Origin of the sequence: Enterobacter sp. A8 (assembly GCF_004296595.1) — a bacterium.
Lineage (GTDB): Bacteria > Pseudomonadota > Gammaproteobacteria > Enterobacterales > Enterobacteriaceae > Enterobacter > Enterobacter cloacae.
The window spans coordinates 382,212-398,627 of record NZ_SCMF01000003.1 but is presented as its reverse complement, the minus strand read 5'-3'; the positions used below and the strand labels follow the sequence as shown (position 1 = coordinate 398,627).

The window sequence follows — 16,416 nt, the reverse complement described above, 5'->3', positions numbered from 1 at the left end:
CCTCAGCTCATGGCCAGCTCGCGGCAGGCGCGTACCGCGCTGAGTGCCGCCAGGGTGGAGGTTTTCGGGTTAGAGGCAAGCGGCAGGCCGCTTAGCTCCAGATGGAATTCACCAAACGCGCCTTCAACGTGCAGCGTGTGGGTGTTACGTTTCGTTGACGGGTCGACCATCAGCTGTACGCGCGTGTCGTCCATTCCCACGCCGCCGAGTGCCACGGTGGCCGCCACGTTGGCGTTGGCCGGAAACAGTCGTGCCGCCTCGCGGGCGCTGCCTTCAAAAAAGACCTGCGCAGCAGATACCGAATTAAGATCGATAAGCTGCTCGGCATAGCTGCCGCGCCAGCTGGCCGGGCTTTTACGCGACTGGTAGGTCACGCGCGCCAGCCCGCCCTCTTTCGCCGCCGCCAGCCCGTCGATACCGGCTACCGCCCCGGAGAGCAGCGTCAGTCTGCCGCCGGCGTTGAGCAGGCGCTGTTCGAGCGCGCTGTCCGCCAGTGCGCCGGTCGAAATAACCGCCAGATGCCAGCCGCGACGTAAAATATCCTCACCGTACTGCGCTACCGCCTGCTGGCTGGCGCACTCCAGCACCAGGTCGGGCGTTTGCGCGCATTCCAGCGGTGAGGTCAATGCCACTACCGCATCACCAAACTGCGCGTGAATCGCCGCATGATGGGCCTCGCGCGCCACAATCCAGCCGATAGCCACGCCAGCGGGCAGGCGCTCAATCACCGCCTGCGCCATGGCGCCAAAACCAATCAACATAATCTTTTTCATGATGTGTCCTTACAGATGGCGGCAAAAGCCGCCGGAAACGTCCAGTGCCGCACCGGTGGTAAACGAAGCCAGCGGCGAGGCGAGGAACAGCAGCGCCTGCGCGGGCTCCTGCGGCTTGCCGAGGCGCGCCATCGGAATACCGCGTTTGCGGGCGATCTCCGCTGTCCACTCCGGCCAGCTCTGGCTTTTGTCTGTCCGGTTTTCAAAGCGACGCTGCCACTGCCCGGACTCCACCATGCCAAGCAATATCGAATTCACGCGGATGCCTTTGCCCACCAGCTCTTTTGAGAGCGTCAGCGTCATATTCAGCAGCGCGGCGCGGGCGGCAGAGGTGGCAATCATGTGCTCCTCCGGCTGCAGCGCCAGCAGGGAGTTCACGCAGGTGATGGAAGCGATGTCGGACTGCTCCAGCAAAGGCTGAAACGCCTGCACCGGGTTGATCACGCCAAACAGTTTGAGTTCAGCTTCATGCAGCCACGCCTCGCGCGGGGTGTCATGGAAGTGCGCCACGTATCCCTGCCCGGCGTTGTTGATCAGCATGTCCACGGCACCAAAGCGCACCTGAACGGCATCCGCGAAGGCCTGCATCTCGTCAGCGTTCAGCACGTCGCAGCGATAAGAGAAAACCTCCCCGTCGGGGTATTCGTTATGCAGCGCGGCATGGGCGCTGGCGAGGCGATCCGGATCGCGGCCACAGAAGGCCACTTTTGCCCCCTCGCCCAGCAGCAGGCGTAGCGTTTCAAAGCCAATACCAGAAGAACCGCCGGTGACGACCGCTACGCGTCCGTCAATTTGTGCATTCATCGCGCACCTCTTCGTTAATACGTAAAAGCTGTTGGTTAAAAAACGCGTCGTTATCGAGATAGCTGGCATGTCCCGCCTGGGCAATGGCGATAAACGGCATGCCGTAGCGCAGCGCCAGCCCCTGCACCAGCTCGGGTTGCGTGATCGCATCCTGCTCGCCGCACCACACTTCAAAGTTGCCTGAATAGCGCTTCAGCCAGCCATGAATATCGTCGTGCGCCAGCATCCACGCGGCGGCGAGGTAGCCCTCGGGGCGAAGCCTGCGCATGCCCGCTGCCACGGTGGCGATATCCGCTTCACGCGCGCCGGGACGCAGCAGTTTTGCGGCGCGGGTCTGCGCGAGGATTTCGCCGCCCAGTGCCATCTGCTGCTCGCGACTGCGCCAGACCTGCTCGCGCTGCTCCGGCGCGGCCTGGCCGTAACCTTGCGCGGCGTCCGCCAGCACCAGATGCAGCACACGATCCGGATATTTCGCCGCAAAGGCGCTGGCAACCAGTGCCCCGAGTGAATGGCCCACCAGCACCGCCTGCCACACGCCAGCCCGGTCAAGCATCGCCGCCAGCGCATCGGCGTAATCCCCCGCGTTCGCCCGTTCCGCGGCCAGCATCGGGCTTTCGCCATAACCGGGCATGTCCCACGCCAGCACGCGAAAACCGTTCAGCGCCATCTGCTTGTGCCAGGAGGCTGCGCCAGAGCTGATCCCGTGCAGCAGCATCAGCGGAATGCCGCTTCCCTGTTCACGAAAACCCGTCATCATGCCCCCTTAGTTCCGCTTCACTTTCGAGAGCGGATGGTCCGCCGGGTAGGTCGGAATTTCCGGCTTGTTGGTGCCCAGCATGACGCACATCAGCGCCTCTTCTTCGCCGTGGTTAAACAGCCCGCGATAGATCCCCGGCGGAACGGAGATCAGGTCACGCTCGCGCAGCACGGTTTCGGTGTAGTTATCGCCGTCCTGGATCATCAGCGTGATCTGCCCTTTGAGCATGAAGAACACCTCTTCCACATCGTCGTGCAGGTGCAGCGGCCCTTCGCACTTCGACGGCAGTACCATGGTGGAAAAGGTAAAATGCTCCGCCTGTACGGTGTTGGTGTCGCTCGCCACGCCGGTAGCACCGGTGCCGATATAGCGCATCTGCGCGCGGCGGTATTTCGGGTCAAAATCGGCCTGGAACTTCAGCGCGTTCCAGTCGTATTTACGGCCCTCAAAGCGCGCAATACGGGACTCGACCCACTCTTCCATCGTCAGGTGGTCAGGTTTGATGCCAGATGGGTTGGTTACGGTTGAATCAGTCATGACACTCTCCTCAGTAACGTCTCAGCAGCGGCAGTAACAGGACGCAGCCCACCGCCGCCATCACCGCCAGAAAAATCAGCCCGGAATCCATGCTGTGGGTGAAGGCGATAAGCGCGCCCATCACCGCTGGCGACAGCGCGCCCGCAAAGTTTCCCAGCCCGTTGAAAATGCCGCCCGCCGTGGCGCTCACCCGTGGATGGGTGGCCTTTGCCAGCAGGGCGAAAATGTTGGGTGCCCCGGTGCCCCACATGAATGTGCTGAAGCTCATCGCCGCAATGATGGTCAGCGGGGTATCGAGGTGCATTACGGCCGTGAGCCCGACAGCGGCCCCCGCCATGGAGATAAAGCAGGCCGCCGCACGCTTATCGACCCGGTCAGAGAGCCATGCGCCAATCACTTCCCCCGCCAGCATGGCGATGAACGGCATCGACGACAGCCAGCCCGCATGTTCCAGGTGAATGCCCTTCCCCTTGATCAGGTAGCCCGGCAGCCAGCCGTTAATGCCCCACAGGTAGGTCAGGAAAGCGATGTTAAAGATGCAGATGATCCAGAAGTGCGGGCTGACAAACAGCTCGCGCCGTGCGGCACGCCGTTCGTCCCGGGAGGTCTGTGACGTACCACTCTTCGCCTCCAGACGGATCCCGCGCAGACCGACGCGCACGAAGATCAGCACCGGTACGGTCAGCATCGCCATCACGAAGAAGGTGCTCTGCCAGCCGAAGGTGTTCAGCAGCCAGAGTGAGAGCGGGAAGCCAATCGCCGCCCCTACCGGCGTGCCCAGCAGCCACAGCATGGTGGCGCGCGCCTGCAGATGCTGTGGGAAGTTGTGACGCACAATGGCGAAGGCCAGCGGGAACAGCGGCCCCTCCGCCACGCCCAGCAGAATGCGCAGCACGATCATCAGCGTGTAGTTATGGGTAAAGCCCATCGCCACCATCAGCACGCACCACACCACCATCATCCCGGTGAGCAGGCGCAGCGGGGCAATTTTGTCCCCCAGCCCACTGAGAAAGACCGATGAAAAGCCGTAGCTCAACAGGAAGGCGCTCATCAGAATGCCGAGGCGCGTGGTGTCAAAATCGATGCCCATCGCCTGCTGGAAGTGGCCGTCAGAAAACAGCGCGGCAATGCTGATTTTGTCGAAAAACGCCAGCAGCACGCAGGCCAGCAGCGACAGCGGGATGGCCCAGCGCACCGCTTTTTCAGGCGTGCGGGTCCCCTCACCGCTCGCCTCAACGGGCGCGGTGTTGGTCTCTAATGTGGTCATGTCTCCCCCTACGGGTGCGGGTTAGCTATCGCAATGACATCAGTGAAAAAGTCGGGTCGGCGAGCGGCACGTCTGATAAATCCCGCCCGGCCGCCATCCAGCGCTTCGCCAGCTTGACGGTGCGCGCATCGTTGAACGCCACCAGCTGCGTCAGGCGCCCGTTTTCGTCCAGCGAGAAGTACAGCGCGTCTTCACGCACTATGGTGCGGCTGCCCGGCTGCGGAATGCCGAGGATCTGAATGTTGTGCTGGTATTGATCCGACCATAGCCACGGCGCGTCGTCATAACCTGCCGCATCGGGGTTAAGCATCGCTTTTGCCGCCGCCACTGCCTGATTCTGGGCGAAGGCCCAGGACTGAATACACAGGCCGTAATGATGATGCTGTGCCACATCCCCGGCAGCGAAGATGGACGGATCCGACGTGCGGCCCTGCGCATCCACCACGATCCCGCGTTCGGTTTGCAGCCCCGCGTCGCGCGCCAGTTCCAGATTGAGATCGACGCCGATCCCTACCACCACCGCATCAAAGGTTTCACGTTTGCCATCACAGTGAATGACCGGCAGGCCGTTATCGTCCTCCAGCTCCAGCGCGCCGCAGCCGGTTCGGATCTCCACGCCCTGCTCACGGTGAATGGTCTCTAAGCGCTGCGATACCTCGCCGCTCACCGAGCGCATGCACAGCGCAGGCTGCTGCTCGAACAGGGTGACCGCGACGCCGCTTTTACGCGCAGAAGCGGCAATCTCCAGGCCTATCCAGCCGCCGCCCACAATCGCCAGCTTTTGACTTCCCACAAGCCGACGCTTCAGGCGCTGCGCGTCCTGCCAGTGGCGGAGGGTGTAGACCTGCGGATGCACAGACCATGCCTCGCCCGGCAGGCGCGCGCGCCCTCCGGTGGCAATTAACAGTATGTTGTAACTAAGATGTTCGCCATTGCTCAAACGCACCGTTTTCGCATTGCGGTCAATCTGCTCCGCGCGCAGCGGACGGTACCAGGTCAGATTCAGCGCCTGCTGAGCCTCTTCAGTAAAGAGTCGCGGAAGCGTCACGTCCGTCTCCAGCAGAGCCGCTTTCGACAGCGGCGGACGTTCATAGAAATCCCACGCCTCTTCCGCCACCACGCAGATCTCACCGTCAAAGCCCTCGTCGCGCAGGGTTTTCGCCGCCCAGCCTCCCGCCTGACCGCCACCAATAATGACAATGCGCGACGTCATACCGCCTCCGGTTTTTTCTGCTGGCGGCGCGTGTCGTGATCGATCCCGCCTTCCACCGCCCACTCGGTAAAGGAGACCAGCGAATGCTCCAGCTCGCGCGGCTGCCAGTTTTCCGTCAGGTAGTCGTCATTGGTGTAATACTCGAACGCCCCGCCGGTCGGGCTGTTGACGTACCAGAAGTAGGCTGACGACACCGGATGGCGGCCGGGTCCGATAAACGTGCTCCAGGCGTTTTTGTTCATCGCAATCCCGCCGCCGATCACTTCGTGAATATCGCGCACGGTAAAGGCCACGTGGTTCAGGCCGCGCTTGCGGTTCGGCAGCTGCAGCAGGAACAGGTTGTGATGACCCCCGCGTACGCCGCAGCGCAGAAACACGGCTCGGTTGATGTAGCGGTCAGAGACCTGGAAGCCGAGCACCTCGCGGTAAAATGTCTCCACCGCCGCGAGCTCCTCCACGAAGAACACCACGTGCCCCACGTTAATGGGCTGGGCGCGATCGTAAACCGGGCTGGGGGTGTCGATACGGCGAGCGTCGCCCCACTGGTTGATCGGCTCAACATTCAGTTCCACGTCGGTCTGCTGGCTGACCTGCACACGCAGCGTCATGCCGTTCGGGTCAAGACACTCCAGGGCGTCACCCACTTCGCGAAAGCCGGGCTGCTGCGCAAGCTTCGGACGCAGCGCATCCAGATCTGACTGTGCGGCAACCGCCCAGGTCATGCGGCGCAGGGTGTTGCCTGCTTCAAACGCCGGGGGCAGGTCGGGGCTGTCGATCGGGTTTAGTTCCACGCGCGCGCCGCTCAGGGTGGTAAAACGCTGGCCACTGGCATCGCCCGTCAGGCCAAAATCACGCATAAATTTGGCGCAGTGCGTCAGGTCTTCAACGCCAAATTCCAGCTTTTCAATTCCGGTTACACTCATCGTTCGTTGCCTCATCTGGCCCAAATTGGGCGTAAAACATGCCCGACGCAGCAAAGCGCCTGACGTTAACTCACTGATTTAACTGGCCTGTGATAAATACCCTAAGAAGCCAGAAATTTTGTCCGCCGCCAGACGAACCTCGTTTTGCAGTCGCTCGCGGTCGGCTTGTGGGATCTCTTCCGACGGCACCAGTATGCTCACTACCGCCGCCACGCGATGGCTTCGGTCAAACACCGGATAAACGATGGAGGAGATACCGTGGCGGAAGAAGGATTCACCGATCACGTATCCGCGGGCTTTATCCTGCTGCACCATCTGCCACAGGGCTTCACGGTCGTGAAGCTGACCCGGCGTGTTGCCCGGCAGGCGCTCCTGCGGGAACAGCTGTTCGAAATCGGCGCGGGAAATATCGGTCAACAGCATGCGGCCAAGCGAGGTGCAGTGCACCGGCAAACGGGTACCAATGCTGACCTGGTTGATGCGTGACCCGGCGGCGCTGACGCGGGCGATGTAGATGATGTCGCGCCCGTCGCGGATCGCCAGATGGCTGCTGCACTGGCTCACGTCGCGCAGTTGTTCAATCACCGGCTGACCCACCTGCGCCACATCCAGCGAGGCGATGTACTCAAAGCCCAGACGCAGCACGTTCATGCCGAGCGAGAAGGTATTGGTACGGGTGTTGCGCTCCAGAAAGCCCATATACTCCAGGGTCTGCACCACGCGGTAGGCGGTGGCCTTCGGCATATCCACCAGCCGGTGCAGCTCGGCAAAGGTCAGTTCGCGATGCTGCTCGCCAAAGGCCAACAGCAGCTGCAGGCCACGCTCCAGCCCCGGCACCAGATACTTCACTTCCTGATCGTTTGCCATCATCGCCCTACCTTAGTTAAAGACAAAACCGCCGTTGACCGGGATCAGTTGCCCGGTGATAAATCGCGACAGATCGCTTAACAGCCAGACCACGCTGCCGGTGACATCTTCCGGCTGCTGTGCCCCTGTTAACGCCCGGCCGTTTTCGTAGAGTTGGTGTCGTTCGGCGGGAACATATTCCGTTGCCTCGACGCGGGTCAGCCCCGGCGCGATGGCGTTGATTCGAATACGCTTTTCACCAAGCTCGCGCGCCATTGAGCGGGTCATGGCAATCACGGCCCCTTTGCTGGCCACGTAGGCCATCAGGCGCGGCGCACCCCAAAGTGCTGTGTCGGACGCCACGTTCACGATCCCTGCGCCATCGCGCAGCAGCGGCACGGCGGCGCGCGTCACCAGCCAGGTGCCTTTGACGTTGACGCGCATTACCCGGTCCCACAGATCCGGGTCGTAATCGAGCATGTTTTTGCCGCCCACGCCGGTCGCCATCGCCGCGTTATTTACCAGCCCGTCAATCTGCCCCTGCTCGCCAATCGCATTGAATACCTGCTCAATGGAGGCCGGATCGGCGAGATCGATAACGTGCGATTCGATCGTAAAACCCTGTGCCCGCAGAGCGTGTGCGCTTTCGGCCAGCTCGCCTTCAAGAATGTCGCACATCACCACCGCGGCACCCTGCTCCGCGCAGGCGCTGGCGAAGTGATAGCCCAGCCCGCGCGCGGCGCCGGTCACCACAATGCGTTTTCCGCTCAGCAGCGCATTCATCAGGCCGCTCCCTGCTGCGCTTCACGCATCGCCAGTTGCTCTTTAGCGGCCTTTTGCATCATGCGGCGCAGGCGCGAGAGGCCGACATCGTGCTGGTACAGGTATTCGTGGTCGCGGGCGTTTGGCGCCAGGCTTTCCAGCACCACGCGGTCCTGCTCCAGCACCTCCCAGTGCAGTTTTTCCAGACGGTTGCGGTACATGAAGCGCCACATATCTCGCTGCCAGCCCTGTACGCGGCGGATACGCCAGAAGAAGACGCGGCAGTTGTCGTTATCTTCCGGCACCACCATGCCAACGATGAAGAAGTGGCCACCCGGTCCGAAACGCTTCTTATAGGGAATGGAGAGTCTCATCCAGCAGGTGCCGCTATTGCCCAGCTCCACCCAGTCGAAGTTGACGCCGCTCTGCCCTTTTTTCTCGAAGATAAAGCCGGTCTTCGTCGGCTGCAGGACCATGTCGGCCTTGCGATCCCCTTCCGCCATCGAGTGCGAGGAGGAGTGGAGATACGTACCGTGCATCGGATCCATCACGTTTTCCAGCGCGTACTGGTAGTTACATTTCCAGGCTGCGGTGCAGAGGAAGTTGCTGAAATGTTCCGTGTCGGCGAGTTCATCCGGGAAGGTCAGCTCGTCCGGCTGCTGATCGGCGGTGACGCCAAACCACAGGAAGATGGCACCGTGCGCCTCCTGCACCTGATAGCTGCGCACGCACTGCTGGCCGACCAGCGGACATTTGTCCACGGCGGGCACGTCTTTCACTTCACCGTTTCCCGCCACTTCCACGCCGTGATACCAGCAGGCGATGCGGTCGCCAAGGTTCCAGCCCATCGACAGACGCGCGCCGCGGTGCGGACAGCGGTCTTCCAGCGCCTGCACCTGACCATCTTTATTGCGCCAGACCACAATCTGTTCGCCCAGACGAGTAATGCCCACGGGCGCAGACTGCACTTCCCAGCTCGCCAGCACCGGATACCAGAGGCCACGCAGACCTTTATCGAGATAGTTTTGTACGGTAGTTGTCATCGCGTCGTCCTCAGTAGCCGTTAACCTGTAAGAATGCCTGGAAGCTGGCGTCGCTCCACGGCTCGCCCTGCTGGTCATGCATGCGCACCGCGTTCAGCCCGTTGACCAGCTCCGGCAAGGTTTCAACGCCCTGCTCAAAGAGATCTTCCAGCGTGGCGATAAGGCTCATTTCCCAGTTTTCCGGCACCCGGCTGCGGGTCTGCCAGATCAGGTTCTGATACTCACCCGGTTTATGAATGGCGCCGTTTCCGCCCTCTGCCGGGGGCGTAAACTGGCGGCTTTCGGGCAGCGCCGGGTTGAAGTTCAGGATGTCGCTCATGCCACGGTCTCCTCGACAAAAGTAATCTGGATTTGGTTTTCAAATACCCGAACCGGGTAGCGGTTGAGGTTTCGGCCGCCGGGGCCGTGCAGGCACTGGCCGGTTTTGACGTCGAACACCGCCTCGTGCAGCGGGCATTCCACTTTGCCGTCCTCGACAAAGCCCTGACTCAGCAGCGCATAGGCGTGCGGGCATACGTCTTCCAGCGCGTAATATTCGCCGTCGATTAAATAAACGCCGATCTCTTTACCTTCAACGTTGCCGCTAAAAGGGAAATCTTCCTGTACTTGTTCTGCGTCACATACGCCTATCCAGCTCATCACGATCCTCCAGGCTTTTGTTTCATATATGAAACTCTGTTTCTTATTTAATACGGTCAATATAAAAGCGATGAATGTTTCGTCAAGCGTCAATGTGACGAATTTGTTAATCAGCCGACAATTAATAAGCTAAGTGTGCAAGGGATCACGAAAAAATGCAGCGATATGAAATTTTCATTATTAAGGCGTGAATGAATACGTTTTAGTGATGAACTCAAAGCGCAAATAAAAAATATTGACTTCTTTTCTTTTTCTTCCTTAAAAATAAAGAACTGAAAAAGCACCGTGTTTCACCTGTGAAACACATTTAAAAATACATCTTTAAAAACAAAAAGTTTCACTGGTGAACCATTTTACATCCGTGACAATCACATTGATAAAAATATAAATGCGAGAACGCATAAGGCGGGCAATATGACGGCAAGATGGCAAGGCACAATTGCACTGTTATTTCTCATTATTATTTCCTACATTGACCGGGTAAATATCTCGGTGATGATTTTAAACCCGGAATTTGCCGAACATTTCCAATTAAATGAAAACAGAATGTTACAAGGAATGTTAATGACCTGCTTTCTTCTGGGTTATGGATTATCGGCTTTATTATTAACACCGGTTATCGAAAGCAAACTGCATTATCGACATGGATTATTAAGCAGCATTGCGATTTGGGCTCTGGTCTGCGCCATTTCTCCCTTACTCGGATCGCTAATGGGAATGCTCATCGCCCGTGTGATTCTGGGGATCGCTGAGGGACCGCTCTTTTCACTGAAAACCCGCTTTATCAGCGATAACTTTCGTGCGGAAGAGGTTGGCAAACCCAACGCCGTGACCGCACTGGGCGTCTCACTCGGTCTGGCCGTGGGCTTTCCGCTGGTGACCTGGCTGATGGCCCATCTGGGCTGGGCCGGATCGTTTTATGCGCTGGCGGCAATCAACCTGGTGCTCGGTGGCGGCCTGATCTGGCGTTTCCTGCCGGCACCGCGCGGTACAGTAAAAATACACAAACGGGGGCTCGCAGAGACAGTGATGCTTGCGTGGCAAACCCCGCTGTTGGGCTGGATCCTGCTGGTTGAAATCGCCACGCTGAGTTATCTCTGGGGGAGCAGCGCCTGGCTCCCGGCGTGGCTACGCGACGAACATCACTTATCGCTGCACGCCACGGGCATGCTCGCTGCCATTCCCTTTATGTTGAGCCTGGGCTCAAAATTCCTTGGCGGAGTACTGCTCGATAAAATGCGGCCGGAACAGGCACCGCTGCTGTTTGTCGCGGGCGGGGCGCTGACGGCGTTGTCCGTGATCGCGCTGATGCTCAGCCATCAGCCTGCCTGGCTGGCGCTGTTTATGCTGTCGGCTAACGTCTTCTGGGGACTTCAGGGCGCGGCCATTCCGGCGGTGATCCAACATCACGCCCCGCGGGAGGCGGTGGGAAGCGCGTACGGCATCATTAATGGGATCGGCAATATTTGTGCCGCCTTTATTCCACTGCTGATGGGGATGGTGATGAGATCGGTGGGGTCGGTCAGCTCTGGCTTTGCCGTGCTGGTGGTGTCGCAGATTATCACTCTGCTGGCGGGGGGAATGTTGCTGCTGCGCATGCGTCGCACAGCAGCAATCAGCGCGTAAGGCTTATTCGCCTTTTTTCGCAGCCTGGATATAGAGCATTTCCAATGCCAGGGTCGCCGCGGCCAGCGCGGTGATCTCGGACTGGTCATAGGCAGGCGCCACTTCCACCACGTCCATCCCGACAATGTTCAGATCCTTCAGGCCGCGCACCAGTTTGATGGCGCGGTCTGAGGTCAGCCCGCCGATCACCGGCGTACCGGTGCCCGGCGCAAACGCCGGATCCAGACAGTCGATGTCGAAGGTCAGGTACACCGGCATATCACCGACGATCTGCTTAACCTGCGCGATGATGTCATCCACGCCGCGATCGTTCACCTGACAGGCGTCCAGTACGGTGAAGCCGTTGTCTTTGTCAAACTCGGTACGGATACCGATCTGCACGGAGTGGTTAGGATCGATCAGACCTTCGTTCGGTGCGGTGTAGAACATGGTACCGTGGTCGAACTCGCAGCCGTTCGCGTAGGTGTCGGTGTGCGCATCGAAGTGCACCAGCGCCATTTTACCGAAGTGTTTCGCGTGGGCGCGCAGCAGCGGCAGGGTCACGAAGTGGTCGCCACCGAAGGAGAGCATGCGTTTACCGGCAGCCAGCAGTTTCTCGGCGTGGGCCTGCAGCTTTTCGCTCATTTCACGGGCATCACCGAAGGCGTACACCAGGTCACCGCAGTCCACCACGTTCAGGCGTTCGCGCATGTCGAAGTTCCACGGAAAGCGGTTATGCTCCCAGGCCAGGTTGGTGGAAACCTGACGGATCGCCGCCGGGCCGTGACGACCGCCCGCACGGCCTGATGTGGCCATATCAAACGGCACGCCGGTGATCACCCAGTCAGCATCGCTGTCGTACGGCTGGAAGTTCATCGGAAGGCGTAAAAAACCAAACGCGTTAGATACCAGAGAGTTGTCGTACTGATGACCTAAAGTGCTCATGTCCTGACCTCTTTTAAAGTCGATGCGTTAAAAACAGATGAAAAAAAATCCCCTCCGCGTCGTTAAACCCGACGAGGAAGGGATTGATTCGTAAATCGCTTATTGGGGCGAATTATCGCCGTTAATTCATACGGGTTCAAGTGAGTATAGGGCATTGTGCGGCCTTTGGCCCTCACCCTAACCCCCTCCCACGGGGAGAGGGAGGTTTGCCTTATTCGTCTTCCAGGTAGGTGTACCCGTACAGACCCGCTTCAAACTCTTCCAGGAACTGCTGCTGCAGCGCGTCATCCAGACCGGTGTTTTTCACCTGATCGCGGAATTGCGTCAGCAGGGTTTTCGGATCCAGCTGCACGTATTCCAGCATGTCCGCCACGGTGTCACCTTCGTCAGACAGCTCCACTTCCACGCTGCCGTCAGGGAAGACAAACACGTCAACCGCTTCGGTATCACCGAACAGGTTATGCATGTTGCCAAGGATCTCCTGATACGCGCCGACCATAAAGAAGCCCAGCATTGGCGGGTTCTCCGGGTCGTATTCCGGCATTGGCATGGTCGTTGCGATACCGTCGCCGTCAACATAGTGGTCGATGGCACCGTCGGAGTCACAGGTGATGTCCAGCAGCACCGCACGACGTTCCGGGGCGTGATTCAGCCCTTCCAGCGGCAGAACCGGGAACAGCTGATCGATACCCCAGGCATCCGGCATCGACTGGAACAGCGAGAAGTTGACGTAAATCTTGTCCGCCATACGTTCCTGCAATTCGTCGATAATCGGACGGTGCGCACGGTTGCTCGGGTCCAGCTGTTTCTGCACTTCATGGCACATGTTCAGATAAAGCTGTTCGGCCCACGCGCGCTCCTGCAGGCTAAAGGTGCCTGAAGAGTAGCCGACATGAATATCATGCAGGTCCATCTGGCTGTCGTGCAGCCATTCGCGCAGTGAACGGCGCGTGCCCGGCTCGTGCATCTCCTGCCAGGTTTCCCACATGCTTTGCAGCGAACGCGGGGCATCGTCTTGCGGAGGCGTCGCTTCGGTGATTTCGCTGCGCTCAACGCCGATGATGTTAGAGACCAGCACCGTATGGTGCGCGGTCACCGCGCGGCCAGACTCGGTGATCACCGTCGGGTGCGGCAGGCCGTGCTCTTCACAGGCATCGCCAATCGCCCAGATAATGTTGTTCGCGTATTCGTTCAGGCCGTAGTTCACGGAGCAGTCGGACTGCGAGCGGGTACCTTCATAGTCCACGCCCAGGCCGCCACCCACGTCAAAGCACTGAATATTGACGCCGAGCTTGTGCAGCTCAACGTAGAAACGCGCTGACTCACGCACGCCGGTAGCGATATCACGAATGTTGGCCATCTGCGAACCGAGGTGGAAGTGCAGCAGCTGAATGCTGTCCAGACGACCGCGCTCGCGCAGAATTTCCACCAGCTGCAGTACCTGGTTTGCCGCCAGACCGAATTTAGATTTTTCACCGCCGGAGGACTGCCATTTACCGGAACCCTGCGAGGCCAGACGCGCACGCACGCCAAGACGTGGCACCACGTTCAGGCGCTCGGCTTCTTCCAGCACGATAGCGATTTCTGTCATCTTCTCGATAACCAGATAGACCTTATGGCCCATCTTCTCGCCAATCAGCGCCAGACGAATGTATTCACGGTCTTTATAGCCGTTACAGACGATCACTGAACGGGTCATGCCCGCATGCGCCAGTACGGCCATCAGCTCTGCTTTTGAACCCGCTTCCAGGCCCAGCGGTTCGCCGGAGTGGATCAGGGATTCAATGACGCGGCGGTGCTGGTTCACCTTGATGGGGTAAACCAGGAAGTAGTCGCCTTTGTAACCGTAAGATTCACGCGCACGCTTGAACGCGGCGTTAATAGAACGCAGACGGTGTTGCAGGATCTGCGGGAAGCAGAACAGTGCAGGCAAACGCTGGCCCTGCGCCTCACGTGCTTTCACCAGTTTGGCGAGATCCACGCGCGCTTCAGGGACGTCCGGGTCCGGGCAGACGCTGATGTGGCCCAGCTCGTTAACGTCGTAGTAGTTATTGCCCCACCAGGCAATATTGTAAGTGCGCAGCATCTTGCTGGCTTCCTGGGAGCTCATCGCAACCTCCTGCATGGAACGTAGTACACCCTGTTCGCCCGCTGACGAAGGCGAAAAAGAAGACATGTCGTCAGACATAGCGAACCTCAACTCTTTGTATTAAGTGTAAAACAGTTGACTACTATCGCAGCGTTATACGGCGATAACAACCCATAAACGGCTCCGTTTCCCAGCAGAGTATGCTGAAATCCAGACCGTGCGACCGGTTTCTTATTCATATCATTGTAAAACACGTATCCGAACTCTGTATGACAAGGTTCGGCGAAACCACGAGAAAACTCTTGTATTAACAAGAGCGCCCTTGTTCAGTTTTCACAAAGCGTGACCGGCTCTGGAATCCTGAGAAGCGCCGAGATGGGTATAACATCGGCAGGTTTGCAGACTAGAAATGCGGGTTGCGGGAATCAAATGCGCGCCAGAACGGCTGCGCTGAATTAGCGGAAAACGATGGTTCATTATCTCGTATCACCTCCACGGCCGCCTCTGCTGAAACGGACCACAAGCCAAAGCTAAAAGTTCACTGCTTAACCCGGCTGGAAGTGGCGACACGATGAGTTCATCGAGCGCTTTTTTGGTATGAGCCGCGCGCCGCGTTTTATACCGAGAACAGGGGTAAAAAGCAAAAGATAAATACGCGGGTTGCCAGGAGCGTCAGGAAAAATTTCCAGTAATGAATTCAACTCAGTGAGAGCGTTGTCAAAAAAAACTGGAAATCGGGCGAAGAAGTGACCTAAAATAGCCATCCAGATGTTAATCCATCTATACTGATTAACACTCATACTGCCAGTGTCAAAAAACCTGCGGCCTTGGTAGAATTATCTCCTTTGGCTATTCCACACAGCAGCTTGAGCTAACCAAATTCCTCTTAGGTGAAATAAAACATGGCAAAACACCTGTTTACGTCCGAGTCCGTATCAGAAGGACATCCTGATAAAATTGCTGACCAAATCTCCGATGCGGTGCTGGATGCGATCCTGACTCAGGATCCGAAAGCGCGCGTAGCGTGTGAAACCTATGTCAAAACCGGCATGGTTCTGGTTGGCGGTGAGATCACCACCAGCGCATGGGTTGATATCGAAGAGATCACCCGTAACACGGTACGTGAGATCGGTTATGTACATTCTGATATGGGCTTTGATGCCAATTCCTGCGCGGTTCTGAGCGCAATTGGTAAACAGTCTCCAGACATCAACCAGGGCGTTGACCGTGCCGATCCGCTGGAACAGGGCGCGGGTGACCAGGGCCTGATGTTCGGCTATGCAACCAACGAAACCGACGTGCTGATGCCAGCACCGGTGACCTACGCGCACCGTCTGGTGCAGCGCCAGGCTGAAGTGCGTAAAAACGGCACCCTGCCATGGCTGCGCCCGGATGCTAAAAGCCAGGTGACCTTCCAGTACGACGACGGCAAAATCGTCGGCATTGACGCGGTAGTTTTGTCTACCCAGCATGCCGAAGATATCGATCAGAAATCCCTGCAGGAAGCAGTGATGGAAGAGATCATCAAGCCTGTTCTGCCAACCGAATGGCTGAGCAGCGCAACCAAATACTTCATCAACCCAACCGGACGCTTTGTGATTGGCGGCCCAATGGGTGACTGCGGTCTGACCGGTCGTAAAATCATCGTTGATACCTACGGCGGCATGGCGCGTCACGGTGGCGGTGCATTCTCCGGTAAAGATCCATCAAAAGTGGACCGTTCTGCTGCTTACGCTGCACGCTATGTGGCGAAAAACATCGTTGCTGCAGGCCTGGCTGACCGCTGTGAGATCCAGGTTTCCTACGCCATCGGCGTGGCAGAGCCAACCTCCATCATGGTTGAAACCTTCGGTACTGAAAAAGTGCCTTCAGAACAGCTGACCCTGCTGGTGCGCGAGTTCTTCGACCTGCGTCCATACGGTCTGATTCAGATGCTGGATCTGCTGCACCCAATCTACAAAGAAACCGCAGCATACGGTCACTTTGGTCGCGAACATTTCCCATGGGAAAAAACCGACAAAGCCGCTCTGCTGCGTGAAGCTGCCGGTCTGAAGTAATCGACTACCCGCTGCTTAAACAGGCCAGCCTTTGTGCTGGCCTTTTTTATGTCGGGTGGCGGCAATGTTTGGAACCGCTTACACCTCACTTTCTATACCCCGCTTTCAGAATATTCTCTTTGCATGATCGCCTTTCTTCTGCTGTTACATTTCCTT

Annotated in this window: 17 protein-coding genes and 1 pseudogene; 2 read left to right on the top strand and 16 right to left on the bottom strand. The window is 58.3% G+C overall.

The genetic code is table 11. The features are described from left to right. Positions 1 to 2: 2 nt before the first annotated feature. From EQV24_RS13880 to EQV24_RS13825, 12 genes are all read right to left on the bottom strand, one after another. Positions 3 to 773 carry an aspartate dehydrogenase gene (locus tag EQV24_RS13880; RefSeq protein ID WP_029883147.1) on the bottom strand — a complete coding sequence of 257 codons (771 nt, stop codon included), beginning with the start codon at positions 771 to 773 and terminating at the stop codon, positions 3 to 5. A 9-nt stretch (positions 774 to 782) separates the two neighbouring features. Then, positions 783 to 1,577, bottom strand: coding sequence for an SDR family oxidoreductase (locus EQV24_RS13875; protein ID WP_020687070.1), 795 nt, complete (start codon positions 1,575 to 1,577; stop codon positions 783 to 785). After that, the gene (locus tag EQV24_RS13870; protein ID WP_013098645.1) at positions 1,561 to 2,331 is read right to left on the bottom strand and encodes an alpha/beta hydrolase; all 771 of its coding nucleotides are present in this window, start codon (positions 2,329 to 2,331) and stop codon (positions 1,561 to 1,563) included. Before EQV24_RS13870 ends, EQV24_RS13875 begins: the two co-directional genes overlap by 17 nt. Positions 2,332 to 2,340: 9 nt before the next feature. Next, positions 2,341 to 2,871 (bottom strand): cupin domain-containing protein, encoded by a 531-nt coding sequence (locus EQV24_RS13865; RefSeq protein ID WP_013098646.1) that lies wholly within the window; start codon positions 2,869 to 2,871, stop codon positions 2,341 to 2,343. A 10-nt stretch (positions 2,872 to 2,881) separates the two neighbouring features. Further along, a complete protein-coding gene (locus EQV24_RS13860; RefSeq protein ID WP_014833205.1) occupies positions 2,882 to 4,138 on the bottom strand; it encodes an MFS transporter in 1,257 nt (418 codons plus the stop codon). A 25-nt stretch (positions 4,139 to 4,163) separates the two neighbouring features. Beyond that, entirely contained in the window at positions 4,164 to 5,351 is a 1,188-nt protein-coding gene (locus tag EQV24_RS13855) for an FAD-dependent oxidoreductase (protein ID WP_130626700.1), read from the bottom strand. Beyond that, on the bottom strand, positions 5,348 to 6,274 hold the full coding sequence (locus EQV24_RS13850) for a VOC family protein (RefSeq protein WP_058650423.1): 927 nt from the start codon (positions 6,272 to 6,274) through the stop codon (positions 5,348 to 5,350). The genes EQV24_RS13855 and EQV24_RS13850 overlap by 4 nt, the downstream gene beginning before the upstream one ends. Before the next feature lie 78 nt (positions 6,275 to 6,352). Continuing rightward, a complete protein-coding gene (locus tag EQV24_RS13845) occupies positions 6,353 to 7,141 on the bottom strand; it encodes an IclR family transcriptional regulator (RefSeq protein ID WP_028028063.1) in 789 nt (262 codons plus the stop codon). 12 nt (positions 7,142 to 7,153) lie between these two features. After that, positions 7,154 to 7,903 carry an SDR family oxidoreductase gene (locus EQV24_RS13840; RefSeq protein WP_013098651.1) on the bottom strand — a complete coding sequence of 250 codons (750 nt, stop codon included), beginning with the start codon at positions 7,901 to 7,903 and terminating at the stop codon, positions 7,154 to 7,156. Then, positions 7,903 to 8,925 carry an aromatic ring-hydroxylating dioxygenase subunit alpha gene (locus EQV24_RS13835; protein ID WP_013098652.1) on the bottom strand — a complete coding sequence of 341 codons (1,023 nt, stop codon included), beginning with the start codon at positions 8,923 to 8,925 and terminating at the stop codon, positions 7,903 to 7,905. The genes EQV24_RS13840 and EQV24_RS13835 overlap by 1 nt, the downstream gene beginning before the upstream one ends. 10 nt (positions 8,926 to 8,935) lie before the next feature. Beyond that, entirely contained in the window at positions 8,936 to 9,244 is a 309-nt protein-coding gene (locus tag EQV24_RS13830; RefSeq protein WP_020687064.1) for a recombinase-like helix-turn-helix domain-containing protein, read from the bottom strand. Further along, a complete protein-coding gene (locus EQV24_RS13825) occupies positions 9,241 to 9,564 on the bottom strand; it encodes a non-heme iron oxygenase ferredoxin subunit (protein WP_013098654.1) in 324 nt (107 codons plus the stop codon). Before EQV24_RS13825 ends, EQV24_RS13830 begins: the two co-directional genes overlap by 4 nt. A 414-nt stretch (positions 9,565 to 9,978) precedes the next feature. Here EQV24_RS13825 and EQV24_RS13820 point away from each other — a divergent pair, with 414 nt between their 5' ends. Continuing rightward, positions 9,979 to 11,190: an MFS transporter gene (locus EQV24_RS13820; protein ID WP_130626699.1), complete on the top strand. Its 1,212-nt coding sequence runs from the start codon at positions 9,979 to 9,981 to the stop codon at positions 11,188 to 11,190. A gap of 3 nt (positions 11,191 to 11,193) precedes the next feature. Here the strand turns inward: EQV24_RS13820 and speB are convergent, their stop codons facing one another. The 4 genes and pseudogenes from speB to EQV24_RS23890 form a co-directional block, all read right to left on the bottom strand. Next, on the bottom strand, positions 11,194 to 12,114 hold the full coding sequence (gene speB, locus EQV24_RS13815) for an agmatinase (protein ID WP_002434404.1): 921 nt from the start codon (positions 12,112 to 12,114) through the stop codon (positions 11,194 to 11,196). A gap of 211 nt (positions 12,115 to 12,325) precedes the next feature. Beyond that, positions 12,326 to 14,302, bottom strand: coding sequence for a biosynthetic arginine decarboxylase (gene speA / locus EQV24_RS13810; protein WP_014833212.1), 1,977 nt, complete (start codon positions 14,300 to 14,302; stop codon positions 12,326 to 12,328). Between the two features lie 8 nt (positions 14,303 to 14,310). Then, entirely contained in the window at positions 14,311 to 14,442 is a 132-nt protein-coding gene (gene yqgB, locus EQV24_RS13805; RefSeq protein ID WP_127312443.1) for an acid stress response protein YqgB, read from the bottom strand. Positions 14,443 to 14,536: 94 nt separating this feature from the next. Then, positions 14,537 to 14,626: pseudogene (locus tag EQV24_RS23890) on the bottom strand (hypothetical protein); the annotation flags it as partial. A gap of 479 nt (positions 14,627 to 15,105) precedes the next feature. Between EQV24_RS23890 and metK the strand changes: the two are divergent. Further along, complete coding sequence (gene metK, locus EQV24_RS13795) at positions 15,106 to 16,260, top strand: methionine adenosyltransferase (protein WP_013098658.1); 1,155 nt, start codon at positions 15,106 to 15,108, stop codon at positions 16,258 to 16,260. The last annotated feature ends 156 nt before the right edge of the window (positions 16,261 to 16,416 follow it).

Excerpts from the sequence above, each read along its gene's own strand:
- EQV24_RS13880 (WP_029883147.1), bottom strand. The coding sequence starts at position 773 with ATGAAAAAGATTATGTTGATTGGTTTTGGCGCCATGGCGCAGGCGGTG.
- EQV24_RS13875 (WP_020687070.1), bottom strand. The coding sequence starts at position 1,577 with ATGAATGCACAAATTGACGGACGCGTAGCGGTCGTCACCGGCGGTTCT.
- EQV24_RS13870 (WP_013098645.1), bottom strand. The coding sequence starts at position 2,331 with ATGACGGGTTTTCGTGAACAGGGAAGCGGCATTCCGCTGATGCTGCTG.
- EQV24_RS13865 (WP_013098646.1), bottom strand. The coding sequence starts at position 2,871 with ATGACTGATTCAACCGTAACCAACCCATCTGGCATCAAACCTGACCAC.
- EQV24_RS13860 (WP_014833205.1), bottom strand. The coding sequence starts at position 4,138 with ATGACCACATTAGAGACCAACACCGCGCCCGTTGAGGCGAGCGGTGAG.
- EQV24_RS13855 (WP_130626700.1), bottom strand. The coding sequence starts at position 5,351 with ATGACGTCGCGCATTGTCATTATTGGTGGCGGTCAGGCGGGAGGCTGG.
- EQV24_RS13850 (WP_058650423.1), bottom strand. The coding sequence starts at position 6,274 with ATGAGTGTAACCGGAATTGAAAAGCTGGAATTTGGCGTTGAAGACCTG.
- EQV24_RS13845 (WP_028028063.1), bottom strand. The coding sequence starts at position 7,141 with ATGGCAAACGATCAGGAAGTGAAGTATCTGGTGCCGGGGCTGGAGCGT.
- EQV24_RS13840 (WP_013098651.1), bottom strand. The coding sequence starts at position 7,903 with ATGAATGCGCTGCTGAGCGGAAAACGCATTGTGGTGACCGGCGCCGCG.
- EQV24_RS13835 (WP_013098652.1), bottom strand. The coding sequence starts at position 8,925 with ATGACAACTACCGTACAAAACTATCTCGATAAAGGTCTGCGTGGCCTC.
- EQV24_RS13830 (WP_020687064.1), bottom strand. The coding sequence starts at position 9,244 with ATGAGCGACATCCTGAACTTCAACCCGGCGCTGCCCGAAAGCCGCCAG.
- EQV24_RS13825 (WP_013098654.1), bottom strand. The coding sequence starts at position 9,564 with ATGAGCTGGATAGGCGTATGTGACGCAGAACAAGTACAGGAAGATTTC.
- EQV24_RS13820 (WP_130626699.1), top strand. The coding sequence starts at position 9,979 with ATGACGGCAAGATGGCAAGGCACAATTGCACTGTTATTTCTCATTATT.
- speB (WP_002434404.1), bottom strand. The coding sequence starts at position 12,114 with ATGAGCACTTTAGGTCATCAGTACGACAACTCTCTGGTATCTAACGCG.
- speA (WP_014833212.1), bottom strand. The coding sequence starts at position 14,302 with ATGTCTGACGACATGTCTTCTTTTTCGCCTTCGTCAGCGGGCGAACAG.
- yqgB (WP_127312443.1), bottom strand. The coding sequence starts at position 14,442 with ATGAATAAGAAACCGGTCGCACGGTCTGGATTTCAGCATACTCTGCTG.
- metK (WP_013098658.1), top strand. The coding sequence starts at position 15,106 with ATGGCAAAACACCTGTTTACGTCCGAGTCCGTATCAGAAGGACATCCT.